The 20,321-nt window shown below is 72.2% G+C and carries 17 protein-coding genes; 8 read left to right on the top strand and 9 right to left on the bottom strand.

Going from position 1 to position 20,321, the window contains the following annotated elements:
- Window positions 1-60: 60 nt before the first annotated feature.
- Window positions 61-2,118 (top strand): phosphocholine-specific phospholipase C, encoded by a 2,058-nt coding sequence (locus tag ACIO6U_RS25345; protein ID WP_401722509.1) that lies wholly within the window; start codon window positions 61-63, stop codon window positions 2,116-2,118.
- A 63-nt stretch (window positions 2,119-2,181) separates the two neighbouring features.
- Window positions 2,182-2,394 (top strand): cupin domain-containing protein, encoded by a 213-nt coding sequence (locus tag ACIO6U_RS25340; RefSeq protein WP_401722750.1) that lies wholly within the window; start codon window positions 2,182-2,184, stop codon window positions 2,392-2,394.
- Between the two features lie 16 nt (window positions 2,395-2,410).
- Here ACIO6U_RS25340 and ACIO6U_RS25335 read toward each other — a convergent pair whose 3' ends face one another.
- Window positions 2,411-3,301, bottom strand: coding sequence for a LysR substrate-binding domain-containing protein (locus ACIO6U_RS25335; protein WP_355346010.1), 891 nt, complete (start codon window positions 3,299-3,301; stop codon window positions 2,411-2,413).
- Between the two features lie 96 nt (window positions 3,302-3,397).
- Between ACIO6U_RS25335 and ACIO6U_RS25330 the strand changes: the two genes are divergently transcribed.
- From ACIO6U_RS25330 to ACIO6U_RS25320, 3 genes are read left to right on the top strand one after another with little or no spacing between them, the layout of a single operon-like run.
- The gene (locus ACIO6U_RS25330) at window positions 3,398-4,102 is read left to right on the top strand and encodes a succinate dehydrogenase cytochrome b subunit (protein WP_355346013.1); all 705 of its coding nucleotides are present in this window, start codon (window positions 3,398-3,400) and stop codon (window positions 4,100-4,102) included.
- A 5-nt stretch (window positions 4,103-4,107) separates the two neighbouring features.
- On the top strand, window positions 4,108-6,156 hold the full coding sequence (locus ACIO6U_RS25325) for a fumarate reductase/succinate dehydrogenase flavoprotein subunit (RefSeq protein WP_401722506.1): 2,049 nt from the start codon (window positions 4,108-4,110) through the stop codon (window positions 6,154-6,156).
- Window positions 6,153-6,902, top strand: coding sequence for a succinate dehydrogenase/fumarate reductase iron-sulfur subunit (locus tag ACIO6U_RS25320; protein ID WP_355346019.1), 750 nt, complete (start codon window positions 6,153-6,155; stop codon window positions 6,900-6,902). Before ACIO6U_RS25325 ends, ACIO6U_RS25320 begins: the two co-directional genes overlap by 4 nt.
- A gap of 31 nt (window positions 6,903-6,933) precedes the next feature.
- Here the strand turns inward: ACIO6U_RS25320 and ACIO6U_RS25315 are convergent, their stop codons facing one another.
- Window positions 6,934-7,155 (bottom strand): hypothetical protein, encoded by a 222-nt coding sequence (locus ACIO6U_RS25315; RefSeq protein ID WP_188282053.1) that lies wholly within the window; start codon window positions 7,153-7,155, stop codon window positions 6,934-6,936.
- A 192-nt stretch (window positions 7,156-7,347) separates the two neighbouring features.
- Here ACIO6U_RS25315 and ACIO6U_RS25310 point away from each other — a divergent pair, with 192 nt between their 5' ends.
- The gene (locus tag ACIO6U_RS25310; RefSeq protein WP_355346023.1) at window positions 7,348-7,716 is read left to right on the top strand and encodes a DUF427 domain-containing protein; all 369 of its coding nucleotides are present in this window, start codon (window positions 7,348-7,350) and stop codon (window positions 7,714-7,716) included.
- Between the two features lie 91 nt (window positions 7,717-7,807).
- On the opposite strand, the gene ACIO6U_RS25305 is transcribed toward ACIO6U_RS25310, so the two are convergent.
- Window positions 7,808-8,659: a hypothetical protein gene (locus tag ACIO6U_RS25305; protein WP_355346026.1), complete on the bottom strand. Its 852-nt coding sequence runs from the start codon at window positions 8,657-8,659 to the stop codon at window positions 7,808-7,810.
- Window positions 8,659-9,939 carry a VWA domain-containing protein gene (locus tag ACIO6U_RS25300; RefSeq protein ID WP_401310811.1) on the bottom strand — a complete coding sequence of 427 codons (1,281 nt, stop codon included), beginning with the start codon at window positions 9,937-9,939 and terminating at the stop codon, window positions 8,659-8,661. Before ACIO6U_RS25300 ends, ACIO6U_RS25305 begins: the two co-directional genes overlap by 1 nt.
- A gap of 204 nt (window positions 9,940-10,143) precedes the next feature.
- Here ACIO6U_RS25300 and ACIO6U_RS25295 point away from each other — a divergent pair, with 204 nt between their 5' ends.
- Entirely contained in the window at window positions 10,144-11,004 is an 861-nt protein-coding gene (locus ACIO6U_RS25295) for an SCO6745 family protein (RefSeq protein ID WP_391045532.1), read from the top strand.
- A gap of 61 nt (window positions 11,005-11,065) precedes the next feature.
- On the opposite strand, the gene ACIO6U_RS25290 is transcribed toward ACIO6U_RS25295, so the two are convergent.
- Window positions 11,066-12,088 carry a substrate-binding domain-containing protein gene (locus ACIO6U_RS25290; protein ID WP_391045528.1) on the bottom strand — a complete coding sequence of 341 codons (1,023 nt, stop codon included), beginning with the start codon at window positions 12,086-12,088 and terminating at the stop codon, window positions 11,066-11,068.
- A 173-nt stretch (window positions 12,089-12,261) separates the two neighbouring features.
- On the opposite strand from ACIO6U_RS25290, the gene ACIO6U_RS25285 reads away from it, so the two are divergent.
- Window positions 12,262-14,232 carry a discoidin domain-containing protein gene (locus tag ACIO6U_RS25285; protein ID WP_401722500.1) on the top strand — a complete coding sequence of 657 codons (1,971 nt, stop codon included), beginning with the start codon at window positions 12,262-12,264 and terminating at the stop codon, window positions 14,230-14,232.
- Window positions 14,233-14,306: 74 nt separating this feature from the next.
- Here ACIO6U_RS25285 and ACIO6U_RS25280 read toward each other — a convergent pair whose 3' ends face one another.
- The 4 genes from ACIO6U_RS25280 to ACIO6U_RS25265 form a co-directional block, all read right to left on the bottom strand.
- Window positions 14,307-15,596, bottom strand: a complete 1,290-nt coding sequence (locus ACIO6U_RS25280) for a benzoate/H(+) symporter BenE family transporter (RefSeq protein ID WP_401722497.1) — start codon at window positions 15,594-15,596, stop codon at window positions 14,307-14,309.
- Window positions 15,596-17,200 carry an amino acid adenylation domain-containing protein gene (locus ACIO6U_RS25275; protein WP_401722494.1) on the bottom strand — a complete coding sequence of 535 codons (1,605 nt, stop codon included), beginning with the start codon at window positions 17,198-17,200 and terminating at the stop codon, window positions 15,596-15,598. The genes ACIO6U_RS25280 and ACIO6U_RS25275 overlap by 1 nt, the downstream gene beginning before the upstream one ends.
- Before the next feature lie 236 nt (window positions 17,201-17,436).
- Window positions 17,437-17,937 carry a hypothetical protein gene (locus ACIO6U_RS25270; protein WP_401722491.1) on the bottom strand — a complete coding sequence of 167 codons (501 nt, stop codon included), beginning with the start codon at window positions 17,935-17,937 and terminating at the stop codon, window positions 17,437-17,439.
- Complete coding sequence (locus tag ACIO6U_RS25265) at window positions 17,934-19,988, bottom strand: DNRLRE domain-containing protein (RefSeq protein ID WP_401722488.1); 2,055 nt, start codon at window positions 19,986-19,988, stop codon at window positions 17,934-17,936. The genes ACIO6U_RS25270 and ACIO6U_RS25265 overlap by 4 nt, the downstream gene beginning before the upstream one ends.
- Between the last annotated feature and the right edge of the window lie 333 nt (window positions 19,989-20,321).

Below are 20,321 nucleotides of genomic sequence, written 5' to 3'. Positions count from 1 at the left end.
CTGCTGTGGGAGGACCCTGCACTGCGCGCATCCCCCTACCGCGAAGAGGTCCTCGGATCCATGTCTGAACTCAACCGGCGGCGGTTCCTCCAGATAGCCGGTGCCACCGCGGGCTTCACCGCCCTGTCCAGCAGCATCGCCCGCGCCGCCGCGATCCCGGCCAGCCGCAGGACCGGCACCCTCAAGGACATCGACCACATCGTCGTCCTGATGCAGGAGAACCGGTCCTTCGACCACTACTTCGGCGCGATGAAGGGGGTCCGCGGCTTCGGCGACCCGCGCCCGGTGTCCCTGCCCAACGGCAAGTCGGTGTTCCACCAGCCGGACGGCGACAAGGAGGTGCTGCCCTTCCACCCGGACGTGGACGACCTCGGCCTCCAGTTCATCGAGGGCCTCAACCACGAGTGGATCGGCAGCCACGCGGCCGTCAACGACGGCAAGTACGACCAGTGGATCCCCGCCAAGGGCACCGGCACGATGGCGCACCTGACGCGCGGCGACATCCCGTTCCACTACGCGCTCGCCGACGCCTTCACCGTCTGCGACGCGTACCACTGCTCGTTCACCGGCGGCACCGACCCCAACCGCTACTACATGTGGTCGGGATACACGGGCAACGACGGCAGGGGCAACGGCCCGGTGCTCGACAACTCCGAGGCGGGGTACGACTGGACGACGTACCCGGAGCGGCTGGAGAAGGCGAAGATCTCCTGGAAGGTCTACCAGGACATCGGCGACGGCCTGGACGGTGACCACTCCTGGGGCTGGATCCCGGACGCCTACCGCGGCAACTACGGGGACAACTCCCTGCTCTACTTCGACAATTACCGCAACGCCAAGCCCGGCGACGCGCTCTACGAGAAGGCCCGCACCGGAACCGACGCCAAGGCGGGCGACGGCTTCTTCGACGTGCTCAAGGCCGACGTCACGGCGGGCAGGCTGCCGCAGATCTCCTGGATCGCCGCGCCCGAGGCGTTCTCGGAGCACCCCAACTGGCCCGCGAACTACGGCGCCTGGTACATCTCGCAGGTCCTGGACGCGCTCACCTCCAACCCCGAGGTGTGGAGCAGGACCGCGCTGTTCATCACCTACGACGAGAACGACGGGTACTTCGACCACGTCGTCCCGCCCTTCGCCCCGCTCACCGCGGACGGCGGCGCCTCCACCGTCAGCACGCGGGGTGAGATCTTCCCGGGCAACGGCACCTACGCGGCCGGCGCGTACGGGCTCGGCCAGCGCGTCCCCATGCTGGTGGTCTCGCCCTGGAGCACCGGCGGCTACGTCTGCTCCGAGGTCTTCGACCACACCTCGATCATCCGCTTCATGGAGCGCCGCTTCGGCGTGCACGAGCCCAACATCTCGCCCTGGCGGCGTACCGTCTGCGGCGATCTGACCTCCGCCTTCGACTTCAAGCTCACGCGGGACCGGCCCCCGCACCTGCCCGGCACCGACGGCTACCGGCCGCCGGACGGCGACCGGCACGACAGCTACGTCCCGGTGCCGCCCGCCCGCCAGGCCGTGCCCACGCAGGAGCGCGGCGCCCGGCCGACCCGCCCGCTGCCGTACGCGCCGCTGGTCGACGCGGCCGTCACGCCGTCCACCGGCCTGGTCACCCTCACCTTCGGCGGCGGTGTCGCCGCAGGCGTCTGCTTCCACGTCACCGCCGCGGACCGCGCCGACGGCCCGTGGACGTACACCACCGAGGCGGGCAAGAAGCTCTCCGGCGCCTGGGATACGGCCGCGACCGGCGGCGGCTACGACCTCACCGTGCACGGCCCCAACGGCTTCCTGCGCGCCTTCCGCGGCGTGGCCGCCACATCCGGCGCGGAGGTGACGGCCCGTCACGACGCCGCGAGCGAAAGGGTGGAGCTGACCATGAGCAACTCCGGCCGCCGCGACGTCCGGCTCACGGTCACCAACTCCTACGACGGCCGCCACCACACGTACGTGGTCCGCGCCGGGCGCCGCGAGACGCACTCGGTCGACGTCCGCGCGGGCAAGCGCTGGTACGACCTCACGGTGGTCGCCGACCACGACGCCGCGTTCCTGCGGCGCTTCGCGGGCCACGTCGAGACGGGCCGCCCCGGCGTGAGCGACCCGGCGATCAGGACGCACTGACGGCGACCTGGGCAGCGGGCCTGGGCAGCCGTTCCGACAGCCGTCCCCGAGGACACCGACGAGCTGTTCCTGGTCGTCAGCGGCCGTCTCACCATCCAGCTCCGCGACGGCGACGTCGTCCTCGGCCCCGGTGAGCTGTACGTCGTCCCCGAGGGCGTCGAGCACTGCCCCCGCGCCGACAAGGAGACCGCCATCCTCCTGCTGGAGCCCGCGGGCACCCTCAACACCGGCAGCGCGGGCGGCCCGCTGACCCTGGCGGCCGTCCCGCTGGACTGAGGTCTCCCGCGCGGCTTCAGGTCTCCCGGTGGGCCGCGGTCAGAAGGACTTCCTGGAGGACCCGGGCGGCCCGTGGCGGAGCCACGTCACTGCGGTGGGCCAGGGCGATGGTGCGGCGCAGCCCCGGCCGGGCCAGCGGTGTGACCCGCAGGTCGTGACCCGCGCGGGCGGCGACCATGCTGGGGACGACGCCCAGACCGAGCCCGGCCCGCACGAAGCCGAGCACGGCGTCCATCTCGCCGCCCTCGACGGTGAGGTAGGGCTCGAAGCCCGCGGAGCGGCAGGCGGCCAGGGTCAGGTCCCGCAGGTCGTAGCCGTGCCGGAACATCACCATCGGGCGGCCTTCGAGGTCGGCGATCCTGACCGGTGAGCGCGGCGGCTCGGCCGCGGCCGAGGAGATGACGACCAGATCCTCCTGGAAGAGCTCGACGGTGGTCAGGGCGGGCGACGGGTTCGGCAGCGGCAGCACCACCAGCGCCAGGTCGAGGCCGCCGCGCGCCAGCTCCCGTACGAGATCGTGCGACCCGCTCTCCTCGATCAGCAGCCGCACCCCGGGGTGCCGGTCGTGGAAGACGCGCAGCACGTCGGGGAGCAGGCCGGTGCACAGGCTCGGGGTGGCGCCGAGCCGGACCCGGCCGCGCCGCAGCTGAGCCAGCTCCAGCACCTCGTGGCGGGCGGTTTCGGCGTCGGCGAGGATCCGCCGGGCCAGCGGCAGCAGCGCCTCCCCGGCGTCGGTGAGCGCGATGTTGCCGCGCGCCCGGCTGAACAGGGGCGCGCCCAGCTCCGTCTCCAGCGCGCGGATCTGCTGCGACAGCGACGGCTGCGAGACATGCACCCGCTCGGCGGCGCGGGTGAAGTGCCGGGCGTCGGCGACGGCCACGAAGTACGCGAGCTGCTGGAACTGCATGGGTCCCACGATAGCCCGGCGATAGGCCCAGGCTATGGACACGAGCCAGATCATGTCTTGGACCACTCGACTCCGGTGACCGTAACGTCTGTGGACATGGCACTGGCAACGCGGACGGACCGACGTCCGTCGATGGCGCGCACGGTCTGGGGCTCGACCGTCGGCAAGAAGACGATCATGGCGGTGAGCGGCCTGATCATGCTGCTGTACCTGGTCGTCCACATGTTCGGCAACCTCAAGATCTTCTTCGGGTCCGGCAGCTTCAACGAGTACGCGCACTGGCTGCGCACCATCGGCGAGCCGTTCCTGCACTACGAGTGGGCGCTGTGGATCATCCGCGTCGTGCTGGTCGCCGCCGTCGTGCTGCACGGCGTGTGCGCGTACCAGCTCAGCCGCCTCGACCGGCGCGCCCGGCCGGTCGCCTACGCCCATCCGCGACCGCGCGCCAGCTACGCCACCCGCACCATGCGCTGGGGCGGCGTGATCCTGCTGCTGTTCATCGTCTGGCACATCCTCGACTTGACCACCGGCACCGTGCAGCGCGGCTTCGTGCCCGGCCACCCGTACCAGAACGTCGTGGCCGCCTTCCACGACTGGTGGAACAACGTCATCTACATCGTGGCGATGCTCGCCCTCGGCCTGCACATCAGGCACGGCTTCTGGAGCGCCGCCCAGACCCTCGGCGCGGGCAGTGCCACCCGTGACCGGGTGCTCAAGGCCACCGCGAACGCACTCGCACTGGTGCTGACGGCCGGCTTCATCGCCGTACCCGTCGGCGTCATGACCGGAATCGTGAGCTGACTGACATGCCCGAGACGCCCGAGACGCCCGAGACCCCCGACAGCCCCGAGCTTTCCGCGACGACCGCCGCGACCGACGCCGCGCCCGCGCCGTCCGACTACGCGCCGTCCGACTACGCGCGGTACGCGACCGGCGAGCCCCTCGCCGACACCAAGGCACCCGAAGGCCCGATCGAGGACCGCTGGGACACCCGCCGCTTCACCGCGAAGCTGGTCAACCCCGCCAACCGCCGCAAGCACACCGTGATCGTCGTCGGCACCGGGCTCGCGGGCGGCTCCGCGGGCGCCACGCTCGCCGAACAGGGCTACCACGTCGTGCAGTTCTGCTACCAGGACTCCCCGCGCCGCGCCCACTCGATCGCCGCGCAGGGCGGCATCAACGCCGCGAAGAACTACCGCAACGACGGCGACTCCGTCCACCGGCTCTTCTACGACACCGTCAAGGGCGGCGACTTCAGGGCCCGCGAGTCCAACGTCCGCCGCCTCGCCCAGATCTCGGTGGAGATCATCGACCAGTGCGTCGCGCAGGGCGTGCCCTTCGCCCGTGAGTACGGCGGCCTGCTCGACACCCGCTCCTTCGGCGGTGTCCAGGTCTCCCGCACCTTCTACGCCCGCGGCCAGACCGGCCAGCAACTGCTGCTCGGCGCTTACCAGGCGCTGTCCCGGCAGATCGCCGCGGGCAACGTCGAGATGCACCCGCGGACCGAAATGCTCGACCTGATCGTCATCGACGGCAGGGCCCGCGGCATCGTCGCCCGCGACCTGATCACCGGCGAGATCCGCAGCCACTTCGCGGACGCCGTGGTGCTGGCCTCCGGCGGCTACGGCAACGTCTTCTACCTGTCGACCAACGCCATGAACTCCAACGCGACCGCCGTCTGGCGGGCGCACCGCCGCGGCGCGTACTTCGCCAACCCCTGCTTCACCCAGATCCACCCCACCTGCATCCCGCGCACCGGCGACCACCAGTCCAAGCTCACGCTGATGAGCGAGTCGCTGCGCAACGACGGCCGGATCTGGGTGCCGCGCACCAAGGGCGACACCCGCCCGCCCGGCGAGATCCCCGAGGACGAGCGCGACTACTACCTGGAGCGGATCTACCCCTCCTTCGGCAACCTCGTACCGCGCGACATCGCCTCCCGCGCCGCGAAGAACGTCTGCGACGAGGGCCGCGGCGTCGGCCCCGGCGGCCAGGGCGTCTACCTGGACTTCGCCGACGCCATCGCGCGGATGGGCCGCAGGGCGGTCGAGGAGAAGTACGGCAACCTCTTCGAGATGTACGCGCGGATCACCGCCGAGGACCCGTACGAGGTCCCGATGCGGATCTACCCGGCCGTGCACTACACGATGGGCGGCCTGTGGGTGGACTACGACCTCCAGACCACCGTGCCCGGCCTCTTCGCGATCGGCGAGGCCAACTTCTCCGACCACGGCGCCAACCGGCTCGGCGCCTCCGCGCTGATGCAGGGCCTGGCCGACGGCTACTTCGTGCTGCCGGCCACCATCAACGACTACCTGGCCCGCCACCCGGGGCGCGAGGAGATCGGCGCCGAACACCCCGTCGTCCAGGAGGTCCTCGCGGAGACCGAGGACCGGCTCAATCTGCTCCTCGCCGTCGACGGCGACCGCACCGCCGACTCCTTCCACCGCGAGATCGGCGAGCTGATGTGGGAGTTCTGCGGGATGGCCAGGACGGAGGAGGGGCTGCGCAAGGCGCTGGACCGGATTCCGCAGATCCGGGACGAATTCTGGCGCCGGATCAAGGTGCCGGGCAGCGGTGCGGAGTTCAACCAGTCGCTGGAGCGCGCCAACCGCGTCGTGGACTACCTGGAGCTGGCCGAGCTGATGTGCCTCGACGCGCTGCACCGCGCCGAGTCCTGCGGCGGCCACTTCCGCGAGGAGTCCCAGACCCCGGACGGCGAGGCCGCCCGCCGGGACGAGGAGTTCTCCTACGCCGCCGCGTGGGAGTTCACCCGGACCGGCGACGCGCCCGTCCTGCACAAGGAAGACCTCGTCTTCGACTACGTCCACCCCACCCAGCGGAGCTACGCATGAAGCTCACCCTGCGCGTCTGGCGCCAGAAGAACACCGAAGCGCCCGGCGCCATGGCCACCTACCAGGTCGACGACGTCTCACCCGACATGTCGTTCCTGGAAATGCTCGACACGCTCAACGAACGGCTCACCGTCGAGGGCGAGGACCCGGTCGCCTTCGACCACGACTGCCGTGAGGGCATCTGCGGCGCGTGCAGCCTGGTGATCAACGGCGACGCGCACGGCCCGGAGCGCACCACGAGCTGCCAGCTCCACATGCGGTCCTTCCGGGACGGCGACACCATCGACGTCGAGCCGTGGCGGGCCGCCGCCTTCCCCGTCGTCCGCGACCTGGTCGTGGACCGCTCGTCGTTCGACCGGATCATCCAGTCCGGCGGCTACGTCAGCGTGCCCACCGGCGCGGCGCCCGAAGCACACGCCACGCCCGTACCCAAGGCCGCCGCCGACTCCGCGTTCGAACACGCCGAGTGCATCGGCTGCGGCGCCTGCGTCGCCGCCTGCCCCAACGGCTCCGCGATGCTCTTCACCTCCGCGAAGGTCAACCACCTCAACGTGCTGCCGCAGGGCGCGCCGGAGCGCGAGACCCGTGTCCTCGACATGGTCGCGCGGATGGACGAGGAGGGATTCGGCGGCTGCACGCTCACGGGGGAGTGCGCCACCGCCTGCCCCAAGGGCATCCCGCTGACCTCGATCACCGCGATGAACAAGGAGTGGCTGCGGGCGGCCCGCAAGGTCCCACGCCGTTAGGAACCTTCGGGGTCCCCACGCCGTTGGAACCTCAGAGGTTGGTGAGCTTGGTGTACGGGCTCATGATGCGCTTCTGGAGCGAGCCGAAGTCGACGATCACCGCGACGCCTTCCTCGACTCCGGTGACCCGGCCGAGGCCGTACACATCGTGGGTGACCCGATTGCCCACGGCGAACTCCTTCGGTGGCGGCGCCACCGGGGCTTTGAAGGGACTGGTGGGCAAAAAGCGCTTCGCTGCATCAGGCTTTGTCATTGTCACCAGTATGCGCCAGTCGGCGGTCCGATTGTCCCGTCGGACGACGCATCTGCGACTACCCGCCAGCCGTCCTTGACCCGTATAGACCTGTCTGTCTACCCTCGGTGGGTATCGCCCAGGACAGGCGGACCGCGGCAGATCCCCCCAGGTCACCTCGGGTCCATCCAGGTTCTACTCATGGAGCCCCCCATGGCACGCACGGTCAAGACACCCGGTCCCGACCACCCCATCACGGTCGAGCCGAACCCGGAGCGCATCGTGGTCAGGGCCGCGGGCAAGGTCATCGCCGACACCACCCACGCCCTGACCCTGCGCGAGGCCGACTACCCGCCGGTGCAGTACATCCCGCTCGCCGACGTCGAGGCCGACGCCCTGCGCCCGACCGAGTCCCAGACGTACTGCCCCTACAAGGGCGACGCCTCCTACTACTCCCTCGTGACCGCGGACGGCGAGATCACCGACGCGGTGTGGACGTACGAGAAGCCGTACGACGCGGTCGGCACGATCGCCGGACACGTCGCCTTCTACCCGCAGCACGTCGAGGTCGCCGCGCGGTAGCGCTCGCGTGGCAGTCGCCGTGTCGCAGCCGTCGCACGCGAGATAAGGAGGGCCCGTCCGGTCGGACGGGCCCTCCTCGCGTGCCGCTGCCTCAGTCCCGGTATCCCACGGGCTCGCGGGGCCGCTCAGGGGTGCGCGGGTCCCGCCGAGACCGGATCGGACCCCGGGCGAGTCGGTGCGCGCCCAGACCGGCCAGAGCGGCCAGCAGACCGCCGCCGCCGGTCCACAGCCAGCGCGGCGACCACCAGGTGCCCGCCCAGCCGTCGCCCGGCGCCACATGCGGCGCGTACGCCGACACCACGGGCGTCACCGAGCCGTCGACCGCCTGCTGCCCCGCCGTGCCCTCCGAGGTGGCCTTCACGGCCGCCTTGACCGGCTGGCCGAGGTCGGCCGCGGGCAGGTCGAGCACGGTCAGCCGCAGGAAGTAGCCGCCGCGCAGCGGATCGTTGGACCAGGTGTCGGCCCACGAGCGGATCGCCCGCAGGTGGCAGACCAGCTCGACCGAGCCCGCGTCGGCCGCCACGGACCTGCTCTGCGCGCCGTATCTGCACGGCTGGCGGCGCCGCAGCCCGTCGTACACATCGAGCTGCCAGGTGGACGCGCCGTGCCGGGCCGCGGTCTCGGGGAAGGTGACGGTGGCCTTCACCGTCACGTTCTGCCCGCTGTCGGCGGGGAACGTCCAGTACAGGTAGTCGCCCGCCGACGCGTCCGCGGTCGCCTCCTGCCCCTGCCGGACGACGGCGGCGGTACGGAAACTCGTCCCCGCCTCCGTCGGCGCGGTGTCGCCGTCGCCGGGAGCGGCCGTACCCGTGCTCGCGCTCGGGTCGGCCGACGGGTCGTCGGCGACCGCGCCGCCCGCGCTCAGGGCCAGCGCCGCGGCGGCCAGCAGCCCCGCCGCGGTGACCGTCAGCAGCCGTACGGCCTTACGTGGTGACGTACGCATCAGACGGTCCTCCCCGTGTTCAGACGCCAGCGGGACACCCAGCCCGACAGCAGGCCGAGGACCGCGCCGGCCACGGCCAGCGTGCCCAGCAGCCACCAGCCGCGCCCGAGGCCGAAGAAGGCCACGTCGGAGGGCTGGTCGGGGGAGTCCACCAGGTCGATGGAGAGCTCCACCGGCAGACCGGGGGTGGTCTTGACCGACGGCGCGGCCGAGAAGGAGTTGCCGACCTGGAGGCAGACCGTCTCCGGCGGGGTGTCGGAGTCCGCGTGCGGCTTGGGGTAGCGGATACCGGCGGACACGACGTCGGTACGGCCGGTGCCGCCCTCGTCGTCCCTGACGATCTCCCGGCCGTGCGTGGTCACGCCACGCAGCAGGACGCCGTAGTTCGCGTTCACCGCGCGGTCGGCGGAGACGCTCACCGAGGCGCGCAGCTCCTGCCCCGGCGGCACGTCCACCCGGTACCAGCGGTTCTCCGAGAACAGCTCGCGGTCGGTGTAGATCCCCGCCTTGAGCTGCGGCGCGTCCGCGCACTGCGCGGCGCCCCGGGTGGCCACCGGGGCCACCACGGCGTCGGTGCTGCGGCCCACCAACTGCTTCACCTTGGTGGTGAGCTGCTGCCGGTGCTGGACGGCGGTGTACGTGCCGCCGGTCGCCTCCGCGATGCACGTCAACTGGTTACGGGTCGAGGAGTCCGGGATCAGGCCCAGCGTGTCGATGACCAGATGGATGCCCTTGGCGGCGATGTCCCGCGCGACGTCGCACGGGTTGAGCGGCGCGCAGGTGTCCTCGCCGTCGGTGATCAGCACCAGGCGGCGGGTGCCGTCGCCGCCCTGGAGATCGTCGGCCGCCTTGAGCAGCGCGGGGCCGATCGGCGTCCAGCCGGTGGGCGCCAGCGTCGCCACCGCGGCCTTGGCCTCGGTGCGGTTCAGCGGGCCGACCGGGTAGAGCTGCCGGGTGTCCTTGCACCCGGTCTTGCGGTCGTTGCCCGGATAGTCGGCGCCGAGCGTCCTGATGCCCAGCTCCACGTTCTCCGGCACCGAGTCCAGCACGTCGTCGAACGCCTGCTTCGCGGCGGCCATCCGCGACTGCCCGTCGATGTCCTTCGCCCGCATGGAGCCGCTGACATCGAGCAGCAGTTCCACCTTCGGGGCGGCTTGCGCCGTCGGCGTCGCCGGTGTCGTGGGTTCGTCGGCGACCGCGCTCGCGGGCAGCAGACCGCAAGCCAGGACGACCAGCAGGCCGCAGCCAACTCCGGCCGTCAGTAACCTTCTTATGATCATCGCCGGATCGTAGTGAAGGTAGTGTCAAAACCTGAAGTCGGCCGGTCGGCGGCCGGTGCGGGACCGTGCCAAAGCGGACGGACGGGGACGGACCACGGGCGGGGACGACGAGCGCGCGCCGGGCCGGGGAGCCGCCGGGGCCGCGCGCCGGCAGGTGGTGCGCCGGGGGTGGACGTGCGCGGCGATCTCAGTAAAGTGGCGGATATGACGCTACTGGCCGGTAGGAAATGTTTCCGGGTGCTCGAACCGCTGCACTCGATGGTGTACTTCGCGCCCGAGACGCAGGCGGCGCTGGTCGCGGCCGGGCTGGAGAACAACCGCATGTGCTACTTCGCGGGCCGCGCCGCCGCCCTCGGCCCGGTCGGCCCCGCCGTGGTGACGAGCACCTTCTACAACTTCAGCCCGTCCCTGGTGGCCCGGCACATCCCGCTCGCCTGGACCCTGGCCGCCCCCGAGGACATCACCGCGGCGCGGCTGCGCGCGGTCGACGCCGTACAGCGCCGTCTGCTCGGCGACGCCGTCGACTCCCCGGAGATGGCCGAGGCCGCCGAACTCGCCCAGCGGGCCGCCGAGGCGTGCACCGGCGGCGACCGTATCCTCTACGCCGCCCACGCGGCCCTGCCGTCGCCGAAGGAGCCGCACCTGGCCTTCTGGCACGCCACCACGCTGCTGCGCGAGTACCGCGGCGACGGACACCTCGCCGTCCTGCTCTGCGCCGAACTCGACGGCCTGGAAGCCCTCGTCACCCACACCGCGACCGGCAAGGGCTTCCTGCCGGGCTTCGCCAGGACCCACCGCGGCTGGAGCGAGCAGGAGTGGGACGCGGCCGTCGCCCGACTGCGCGACCGCGGCCTTCTCGACGCCGACGGCTCGCTCACCGACCAGGGTGTCGAACTGCGCCGCCACATCGAGTCCGAGACCGACCGTCTCGGCCGCGCCCCCTACGAGCACCTCGGCGAGGCCGGCACCGCCCGTCTGACCGAGATCGCCCAGGGCCTCACCATGCGCGCGCTGGCCGCGGGCGCCTTCCCCGAGGGCGTCTTCGCGACCGGCCCCAAGCGCTGACGCACCTGTCGCCGACTCCGGGCGGCCCACCGGCCCCGGACGTCCTCCCCCCCCCCCCGCGTCAGCGGGGAGGCGCCGGGGCCGGGCCCGTCGAGCCGCGGACCACCAGGTGGGTGGCCAGTTCGACGTGGAGGGTGTCGACCGTGTGGCGGTCCAGGAGCCGCATCAGCAGGGAGACCGCCATCCGGCCCATCTCTTCGAGCGGCTGGCGGACGGTGGTGAGGCGGGGCACGGTGCTGCGGCTGAGGTCGATGTCGTCGAAGCCGGTGATGGAGAGGTCCTCGGGGACGCGCAGGCCGCGTTCGTAGGCGGCGCGCAGCGCGCCGACGGCGGCCTTGTCGTTGAACGCGACGAGCGCGGTGGGGGGTTGGGGGAGGTCGAGGAGTTCGCAGGCGGCCCCGTAGCCCCAGTCGGCGGTCGGCTCGATGCTGCGCAGGAGTTCGGGGGAGGGCAGCACCCCTGCGTCGGCGAGGGCCGAAGTGTGGCCCGCGAGACGGGACTTGCTGGCGAGCCAGTCGCCCGGTCCGCCGATGACGCCGATCCGGCGGTGGCCGAACTCCACCAGGTGCGCGGTGACACTGCGGGCCGCGGCGAGGTTGGCGGCCGAGACCGAGGCGATGTCACGGGGGAGCGGGGTGCGCGGGTCGACGACCACGAAGGGGAAGTCCTGGGCCCGCAGGACCTCCAACTCCCTTTCCGGCTCGGGCGGGACGATGAGGATCGCGCCCGCGATGCCCGGGTCGCCCGGCAGCCCCGGCAGCACCTGGACCTCGCGCGCCGCGTCGCCCGCGCTGAGCACCACGCGCCTGCCGTGCAGGTCCAGCGTCTCGGCGATCGAGGAGACGATCACACCGAAGTAGTCGGTGAGGACATACGGGCAGCGCACGTAGATCGCGCCGTCCGCCGCGCCGCGCCGGACGGGGGCCGGGGCCCCCAGTCGTTCGACCGCCCGGCGGACCAGCGCCTGGGTGTCGGGGGCCACGTTGGCCTGTCCTGTCATGACCCGCGACACGGTGGCGATGGAGACGCCCGCCTCCGCCGCGATGGCGCGGACCGTCACGCGGGTGCCCGGTGACCTAGCCAACTGTTACACCCGTTCGTTTCATGTGTGCAGCTTAGCGCCCCGACCCATCAGGGTCACGGCAGGATCGGTACAAGGCATTGACAGCGCACGCCGCCGACCGCTTACCTGATTTTCGCCACGTTTCCAGAAAACGTTTCATTCCGTTTCAGAGTGAGTGCTGCCCGAGGAGAACGATGAGGAGACGCGCCGTAGGTGCCGCCGCTGCCACAGCCGCCGCACTCTGCCTGGCCTGCGTACCGGCCGCCCAGACGGCCGCCGTCACCCCGACGGCCGCCACCGCGGCCTCCCCCTCCCGCCCGGCGCCGCCACCCCGCGCCCAGGTGTGGCTGACCACGGCCGACGGCGCCCAGGAACTACGGCAGCAGGCGCCGGTCGACTTCGGCCGGGGACCGTCCGACCTCACCACCATCACCGTCGACCCGAACCAGAGCTACCAGAGCGTGGACGGCTTCGGCGGCGCGCTCACCGACTCCTCGGCCGCCGTCCTGAGCCGACTGCCGCGCACGACGCGGGACTCCGCGATGCGGCAGCTCTTCGACCCCGCCCGCGGCATCGGCGTCAGCTTCCTGCGCCAGCCCATCGGCTCCTCCGACTTCACGGCCGCCGCCGCCCACTACACCTACGACGACATGCCCGCGGGGCAGACCGACTTCGCGCTGCGCCACTTCAGCATCGCGCACGACCAACGGCAGATCCTGCCGCTGCTGCGCCAGGCGAAGCGGCTCAACCCCCGGCTCACCGTCATGGCCACGCCCTGGAGCCCGCCCGCGTGGATGAAGGACGGCGACTCGCTGGTCGGCGGCCACCTCAAGGACGACCCCAAGGTCTACGACGCCTACGCCCGCTACCTGGTGAAGTTCGTCCAGGCGTACGCGGCGGCGGGCGTGCCCGTCGACTACCTGACGGTGCAGAACGAGCCGCAGAACCGTAAGCCCTCCGCGTACCCCGGCACCGACCTGCCCGTGCAGGCGCAGGTCAAGGTGATCGAGGCGCTGGGACCGCTGCTGCACCGGGCCAGCCCGCGCACCAAGATCCTCGCGTACGACCACAACTGGACCACGCACCCCGACGACATCAAGACCGCCGAGCAGATGGGCGAGGACCCGCAGACCGACTACCCGTACGAGGTGCTGGACAGCCCGGCCGCCCGGTGGATCGCGGGCACCGCCTACCACTGCTACTCGGGCGACCCCAGCGCGCAGAGCGCGCTGCACGACGCGCACCCCGACAAGGGCATCTGGTTCACGGAGTGCTCCGGCTCGCACGGCGCGACCGACACGCCCGCGCAGATCTTCCGCGGCACGCTGACCTGGCACGCGCGCACGATCACCGTCGGCACCACGCGCAACTGGGCGAAGTCCGTCGCCGACTGGAACCTCGCGCTGGACGCCGACGGCGGCCCGCACAACGGCGGCTGCGACACCTGCACCGCCCTGCTGACCGTCCAGCCGGACGGCACGGTCACCCGCAGCGCCGAGTTCTTCACCATCGGCCACCTGTCGAAGTTCGTCCGGCCGGGCGCGGTACGGATCGGCAGCACCAACTACGGCACGACCGGCTGGAACGGCCAGCTCACCGATGTCGCCTTCCGCAACCCCGACGGCTCCACCGCGCTCGTCGTGCACAACGAGAACGACGACCCGCGCTCCTTCGCCGTCGCCGTCGGCGACCGGACCTTCGCATACTCCCTGCCCGGCGGTGCGCTGGCGACCTTCACGTGGCCCAGGTCGGCTGATCTGACCAGCCGGTCGCACGCGGTGCCGCTGAACGGCGCGAGCGCCACCTCCCAGCCCGCCGGGCAGGGCGCCCCCGACCTCGCGATCGACGCCGACGGCTCGACCCGCTGGTCCAGCGGCGCGGCCCAGACCCCCGGTCAGTACGTGCAGATCGACCTCAAGAAGCGCACCGCGTTCTCCCGCGTCGCCGTCGACAGCGGCGACAACCTCGGCGACTACGCCCGCGGCTGGCAGATCTCGACCAGCGACGACGCCGTCACCTGGCGGACGGCCGCCGCCGGTACGGGAACCGGGCAGCTCACCGTCGCCGACCTGCCCCGTACGACCACGGCACGCTATGTGCGCGTCACATCGACGGGCACGGCGGCCAACTGGTGGAGCCTGGCCGATCTGCGGCTCTACCGCTGAGCCGAGGCGTTCAGACCCGACGCGTCACCCCGGGGCAGCCGCGACCTCCAGGAGGTCGCGGCTGCCGCCGCGTGTCACGCGTCCGCCTCCGGTACGGGACGCGCCGCCGCTTCCGGCCCGGCGTCCGCCGCTGCCGCCCGCTCCGTCCGGCGCGCCTGCCACTGCCGCGTCGCGTACAGCGCGCCGCCCGCGCCCAGGCCCCAGAAGGCGCCGCTGACGCCGAAGAAGGTCACGCCCGAGACGGTGACGACGAGCGTGACGACCGCCGACTCGCGGTGGTCGGCGTCGGCCATCGCGCCGGTCAGGGAATTGCCGAGGGCGCCGAGCAGCGCGAGTCCCGCGACGGCCTCGATGACATTGGGCGGTGAGGCGTTGACGAAGGCGACCGCCGCCGCCGCGCCCAGGCCCAGCAGGATGTACGCGCCGCCGGCGACGACCGCGGCCCGGTACCGCTTGCGCGGGTCGGGCCCCGCCTCCTCGCCCGCGCACAGCGCGGCGGTGATCGCCGCCAGGTTGACCGCGTGCCCGCCGAAGGGCGCCGACAGCAGGCTGAAGACGCCGGTCCAGCCGAACAGCGGCCCCGGCTCCGGGTGGTAGCCGTTGACATTGAGCACCGCGATGCCGGGGATGTTCTGCGACGCCATCGTCACCACGTACAGCGGCAGCGCGATGCCGATCACCGCGGAGGCGGTGAAGTGCGGGGTGACCAGCACCGGGTGCGGCCACAGCGGGCCGAGCGCGGCCGTGTCGATGTGCGTGGTGGCGGCGATCAGGACGACGGCCACGACCACCGCGGCGGGCACCGCGTACAGCTTCCGGACACTGCCGACGACCGCCCAGGCGAGGATCACACCGAGGCCCACCGCCGGGTCGGACTTGACCGCGTGCGCCGGAGCCAGGCACAGCGGCAGCAGGATGCCCGCGAGCATCGCGTTCGCCAGCGGCTTCGGGATCGCCGAGACCCACCGGCCGAGGGGCTTCCACAGCCCGGAGATCACGACGAGCACCCCCGTGAGCAGGAACGCGCCCACGGCCGCCGCGAATCCGCCGTGCGTACCCGCGGAGCCCGCCAGCAGCGCCGCGCCCGGCGTCGACCAGGCGATGCTGATCGGCAGCCGGGAGCGCAGGCTCAGGTAGATCGCGCACAGGCCCATCGCCACGCACAGCGCCATCAGTCCCGACGCGGCCTCGGCGTGCGACGCGCCGACCTTGGTGAGCCCTTCGAGCACCACCGCGAAGGAGCTGGAGAAGCCGACGAAGGCGGCGATCAGGCCCGCCGTCGAGGCCCGGAGGAGGCCGGAGCGCGCGGAGTCACCGCCGGGCTCGTCCCGGACGGGCTCCGGGGCGGTGGTGCGGACGGGCATCAGGTCTCCTCCGGGGCCGGCCGGCGCGCGTGGGCGGCGAGCAGGGCCGTGCGGTCGATCTTGCCGCTGGCGGTCAACGGCAGGGTGTCACAGAGCTGGATGCGGGCCGGGACCATGAAGCCGGGCAGCAGCGCGCGCAGATGGGCGCGGAGCGCCTGCGGGGTGCAGGCCGGGTCGTCGGTGACGACGAACGCCCACACCGGCTTCTCGCCGCGGGCGCTCGCGGTGACGAAGCTGCGCCGGACGGCCGGGTGCCGGTCCAGATGGTGGGCGATCTCGCCCAGTTCGATGCGGTAGCCGTTCACCTTCACCTGGTCGTCCCTGCGGCCGTGGAACACCGCCGCTCCGTCCGCCCGCAGATGCCCGTAGTCGCCCGTCCGGTACAGCCGTTCGCGTACGCCGTCGACCTCGCGCTCCACGAACAGCCGGGCGGTCAGCTCCGGCATCCCCAGATATCCGGGCGACAGACCGTCCCCCGCCAGCCAGATCTCGCCCGGCCGCCCCGGCTCGCACAGCTCACCGCCGTCGTCGCCGTCCGTGTCGATCACGTACAGGCGGGTGTTCTGGATCGGCCGGCCGATCGGCAGTTCCGCCGCGTCGGCGGGGAGCGCGTCGACCCGGTGGTACGTGGCGAAGGTGGTCGACTCGGTCGGTCCGTAGACGTGCACCAGGCGGCCGGGGCCGTAGCGGCGTACGGCCTGCGCCAGCCGCGGCACCGAGGCGCGCTCGCCGCCGGTCAGCACGGTGGCCACCGTGTCGAGGGCTTCGGGCGCCTCGTCCAGCACGGAGTTGAACAGCGCCGTGGTCAGGAACAGCACATTGACCCGGCTCTCGCGCAGCACCCGCCCCAGCTTCGACAGGCTCAGCCGCGCGTCGGGGTAGAGCACGCAGGTGCCGCCGGTCAGCAGCGCGCCCCAGATCTCGAAGGTCGCCGCGTCGAAGGTCACCGGCGCCAGTTGCAGCAGCCTGCCGCCCTCGCCGAGCCGGGCGTAGCGGGCGCCGGACACCAGCCGGACCACACCGCGGTGCCGGACCGGCACCCCCTTGGGGCGGCCGGTCGAACCCGAGGTGAAGTTGACGTACGCGACGGCGTCGCCCGCGACCTCGACCTCCGGGCCGCGCTCGCTCTCCGCGACACCGCCCCGCGTCACCGGGACGGTCCGGCAGCCGTCGAGCCGGTCGGCCAGCTCCGCCGGCCGGTCGGTGAGCACCCACCGGCAGTCGGCGTCCGACAGCAGCGCGCGCAGCCGCTCGTCCGGCCAGGACGCGTCGAACGGCAGGTAGCAGCCGCCGCATTTGAGGACGGCGAGCAGCGCGACGACCAGTTCGGGAGAGCGGTCGAGGCACACGCCGACGGTCGCGCCCGGCGGGAGTCCGCGCGCCAGCAGGTCACGGGCGAGGCCGTTGGCGAGGCGGTCGAGCTGCCCGTAGCCGACCGTGCGCGCGCCCTGTTCGACCGCGGGCGCTTCGGGCCGCAGCCGCGCGCGCTCCTCGAACAGGGCGGGCACACCGCTGTCGCGCGGATAGCCGACCGCCGTGGCGTTGATCTGCCGGTGCGCGGCCAGGGCCGCCTCGGACGCGGTCACCCGGCGCAGCGCCGACACCTCCGGACGGATACGGCGTGCCGTCGGCGGTGTGCTCGACGAACCATCACGTCCCGCGCTTTCCCAGGCTCGGCGTTTGCTTGACCACCGGGCCCGCGCGCCGTGGCAGGTGACAACGGCGAAGGGGACGGCTCGGGCATCGTAATCCGCGGCCCCGAAGGAGCGCGCGCCAATTCCGATACCCGGACCGTCCCCGGCGCCGACCGGCCCGCCGCGCGGGCGGGCCGGTCGATCCGCTACCGGAGCAGGCTCTTGTACTTCGGGCAGAGATACGTGATCGCGTCCTTCGCGTCCGCGATCTCGCCGTCCGCGATGGCCTCCTTCGCCAGCTTCGGACTCGCGTCCGCGGTGTTGGCGATCCGGTCGCAGGACTCCTGGCCGGTCTGGAGAACGGCGGCCGGGTCCATGCCCTTGGGCACCTTTCCGACCAGATAGCTCTTCTGCTGGTCGGTGAACGTGCCGGTGGCCGGGGTGAGCTGGGATTCGGGCAGGGTCGACTCCTTGGCGTCGGCGCCGTTCGCACCGCCGTCGCCGCCCGGACCGGCCGAGGCCGAGGCGGACGGCTCCGCGGTGCCGTCGGGGCCGATGGCGGGCGCGGAGGAGGCCGGGCGCTCGCTGGTGGGGGCGGCGCGGTCCCGCGCCGCGTCCGCGTGTCCGCCGCCGCATCCGGCCAGGACGGCCGCGGCCGTCGTCACGATGACGACGGCCGCGGCGAACCGGCCTCTGGTCGCGGTCACGGCTTCGCGAAGGTCAGGACGAGCTGCGGATGTCCCGACGTGCCGGGCGCGTCCTTCGACCAGAACCAGGCCGAGTCCGTGCCGGTGGACGTCACCGCGAGGTCGTACGGACCGCCGAGCCCCGGCGTCAGCGCCGCCGCGGTGAGCGTCGCGGTGTAGTCGGTCTGGAGCGCGGTGGGCGCGGGCACCGTGCCGAGCACCGTCGGGTCGAGCGTGGGACGGGTGTTCCAGGTCACCCCGGTCTCCGTCCAGCTCCCCGTCACACGCTGCACATTGAGCGTGTCGACCGAGTTCGCGATGGCGTCGGAGCTGGTGCGCAGGGTCAGTCGCGCGCTCGTGAGCACCATGCCGCCGGGCGCGGCGGGCAGGTCGAACCGCAGGTACGTGTGGTACGCGGACGTGCCGCGCACCGCGAGCTGCTGGTCAGGCCCGTAATTCGCCGAGGGCGCGCCCGCGTTGACGTAACTGTCCGCTATCGCGTTGAGCGTCACCGTCGAGGACGTCGGCGCGCCCGGCGTCGTGACGGCCGCCGCAGCCGACTTGGCACTGGTGTTGCCGGGCGCGTCACCCGCCGTGACCTGGTACGCGTACGTGGTGCCGGGTGAGGCGGCGGTGTCGGTGAAGGTCAGCGTCGGGCGGATCCAGAACTTGGAGTCACCGGTGACCGTGCCGACCTGCGTGCCGTCGCGGTAGATCCTGTACGTCAGCGTCGAGTCGTCGAGGTCGAGGCTGGCCTGCCAGCTCACCCGTACCCCGCCGGACACGTTCGCCGCGGTCACCTGGAGCGGTACGGACGGCGCGCGCGTGTCGGGGCCGCTCGGGAAGCGGACCAGGCCCTGCTGGAGCCGGTTGCCGTTGCTGGCGATCCGGGTGAACTCGCCACCCACCCACAGGTAGTCCGTGCCGCCGCTGGAGGCGGTGGTGAGGGCGCGCGGGCCGATCTTCTCGGTGCCCGCCGGGCCGTCGTCGGTGTCGGGGAACCAGCCCAGCAGCGGCCTCGGGTTGTCGACGGACTCCGCGAGCAGGTGCTGCCGGTCGTTGTTGAGCTGCGGGAACTGCTGCATGCTGGAGCAGTCGTGCGCGTGCGAGCCGCTGTACAGCACGCCCTTGTAGACGGTGACGGCCTGGGTCGCGCCCAGGCAGGTGTCGCGCCAGCGCTGGTTGAGGTCGCTGAAGTTGAGCGCGATGCGGCCGTCGAAGACACCGCCGCCCGTGCCCTCGTTGGCGGTGAAGAAGCCGGTGGCGTCCCTCGTGAGGTCCTGCACGGTGGAGGTCGCCGAGATGAAGCCCGGATAGGTCTTCACAATGGCGCCGGTCGTGGCGTTGACCACGGCCAGCGCGTGCGAATTGACCCCGTTGACGGTGTTGAAGTCGCCGCCGATGACGAGCCTGGTGCCGTCCGGGCTGAGCACCATGGCCTTGCCCGCCTTGTCGGCGTTGGCCGTGAACGGCTTGAGCGCGCCCGTGGTCGTCAGCGCGGCGAAGCGCTGCCGGGGCTGCCCGGCGACGGTGAGGAAATTGCCGCCGATGTACACCGTGTCGTTCGTCGCCACGATGCTGCGGACCTGCGCCGAGACCGACACCTTGAACGTGGTCCTCACGGTGCAGGTGGCGATGTCGATCGCCGCCAGGCTGCTCGACGGAACGCCGTTCACCGAACCGAAGGTGCCCCCCGCGTACAGCGTCGACTCGTCCGGTGAGACGGCCAGCGCCCGAATCGTCGCCGTGCCCGAGCCGACCGTGAAGGACAGCTTGCAGGACGTCGGCGCGCCCGTGGCGGCGTCGAACGCCTGGAAGTTGAGCGCCTGCTGCTCGCCGGTGCCCGCGGCGGCGCCCGGCGGCCGGACGGTGGAGAAGGTGCCGCCCGCGAAGACCACACCGTGCGCCTGGGCCAGCGCCCACACGACGCCGTTGGTCTGCCAGGTCGGCAGGTCGTCCGCGGTCATCGCGACCGGCGCGGTGAGCGCGGACGCGGACTGCGCGGCGGTGAATCCGATCATCGAAGCCGCCGCCAGTGAGAAGGCAGCGGTTATTGCCCCAGCTCTTCGCATGAGCCCCCCTGAGCTCTGTGCTGTTCCCCCAGCGGTCCCAAACGGCCGCAAGATGCGACAAGGTTAACGTTTGGTCCGCTTTGGGATCAGCCTCCCCGTAACGACTGTTGCACTCCTGTAGCCCAGCGGCCGGGGAGGGGGACACGGCGGGCACGCAGCGGCGCCGCGCCGATTCCGCTTCGGCCGGATCCGGTCCCCGCCGGGCGGTCCCGAAATGTTTCGGTGCGGTGCCAAGAACGACTATGACCCGGCATGACCTGCGGGCACAAGGCCGAGCGGCCCGCGCGGTCCCGGTCGCGACGGTGATGCGCGACACTCCCGCTGGACTCCGGA

The organism is Streptomyces sp. NPDC087422, assembly GCF_044744145.1.
Lineage (GTDB): Bacteria > Actinomycetota > Actinomycetes > Streptomycetales > Streptomycetaceae > Actinacidiphila.
The sequence above is the reverse complement of the archived record's forward strand: the minus strand, read 5'-3'. Positions and strand labels throughout refer to the sequence as shown.

Excerpts from the sequence above, each read along its gene's own strand:
- ACIO6U_RS25345 (WP_401722509.1), top strand. The coding sequence starts at position 61 with ATGTCTGAACTCAACCGGCGGCGGTTCCTCCAGATAGCCGGTGCCACC.
- ACIO6U_RS25335 (WP_355346010.1), bottom strand. The coding sequence starts at position 3,301 with ATGCAGTTCCAGCAGCTCGCGTACTTCGTGGCCGTCGCCGACGCCCGG.
- ACIO6U_RS25330 (WP_355346013.1), top strand. The coding sequence starts at position 3,398 with ATGGCACTGGCAACGCGGACGGACCGACGTCCGTCGATGGCGCGCACG.
- ACIO6U_RS25325 (WP_401722506.1), top strand. The coding sequence starts at position 4,108 with ATGCCCGAGACGCCCGAGACGCCCGAGACCCCCGACAGCCCCGAGCTT.
- ACIO6U_RS25320 (WP_355346019.1), top strand. The coding sequence starts at position 6,153 with ATGAAGCTCACCCTGCGCGTCTGGCGCCAGAAGAACACCGAAGCGCCC.
- ACIO6U_RS25315 (WP_188282053.1), bottom strand. The coding sequence starts at position 7,155 with ATGACAAAGCCTGATGCAGCGAAGCGCTTTTTGCCCACCAGTCCCTTC.
- ACIO6U_RS25310 (WP_355346023.1), top strand. The coding sequence starts at position 7,348 with ATGGCACGCACGGTCAAGACACCCGGTCCCGACCACCCCATCACGGTC.
- ACIO6U_RS25305 (WP_355346026.1), bottom strand. The coding sequence starts at position 8,659 with ATGCGTACGTCACCACGTAAGGCCGTACGGCTGCTGACGGTCACCGCG.
- ACIO6U_RS25300 (WP_401310811.1), bottom strand. The coding sequence starts at position 9,939 with ATGATCATAAGAAGGTTACTGACGGCCGGAGTTGGCTGCGGCCTGCTG.
- ACIO6U_RS25295 (WP_391045532.1), top strand. The coding sequence starts at position 10,144 with ATGACGCTACTGGCCGGTAGGAAATGTTTCCGGGTGCTCGAACCGCTG.
- ACIO6U_RS25285 (WP_401722500.1), top strand. The coding sequence starts at position 12,262 with ATGAGGAGACGCGCCGTAGGTGCCGCCGCTGCCACAGCCGCCGCACTC.
- ACIO6U_RS25280 (WP_401722497.1), bottom strand. The coding sequence starts at position 15,596 with ATGCCCGTCCGCACCACCGCCCCGGAGCCCGTCCGGGACGAGCCCGGC.
- ACIO6U_RS25265 (WP_401722488.1), bottom strand. The coding sequence starts at position 19,988 with ATGCGAAGAGCTGGGGCAATAACCGCTGCCTTCTCACTGGCGGCGGCT.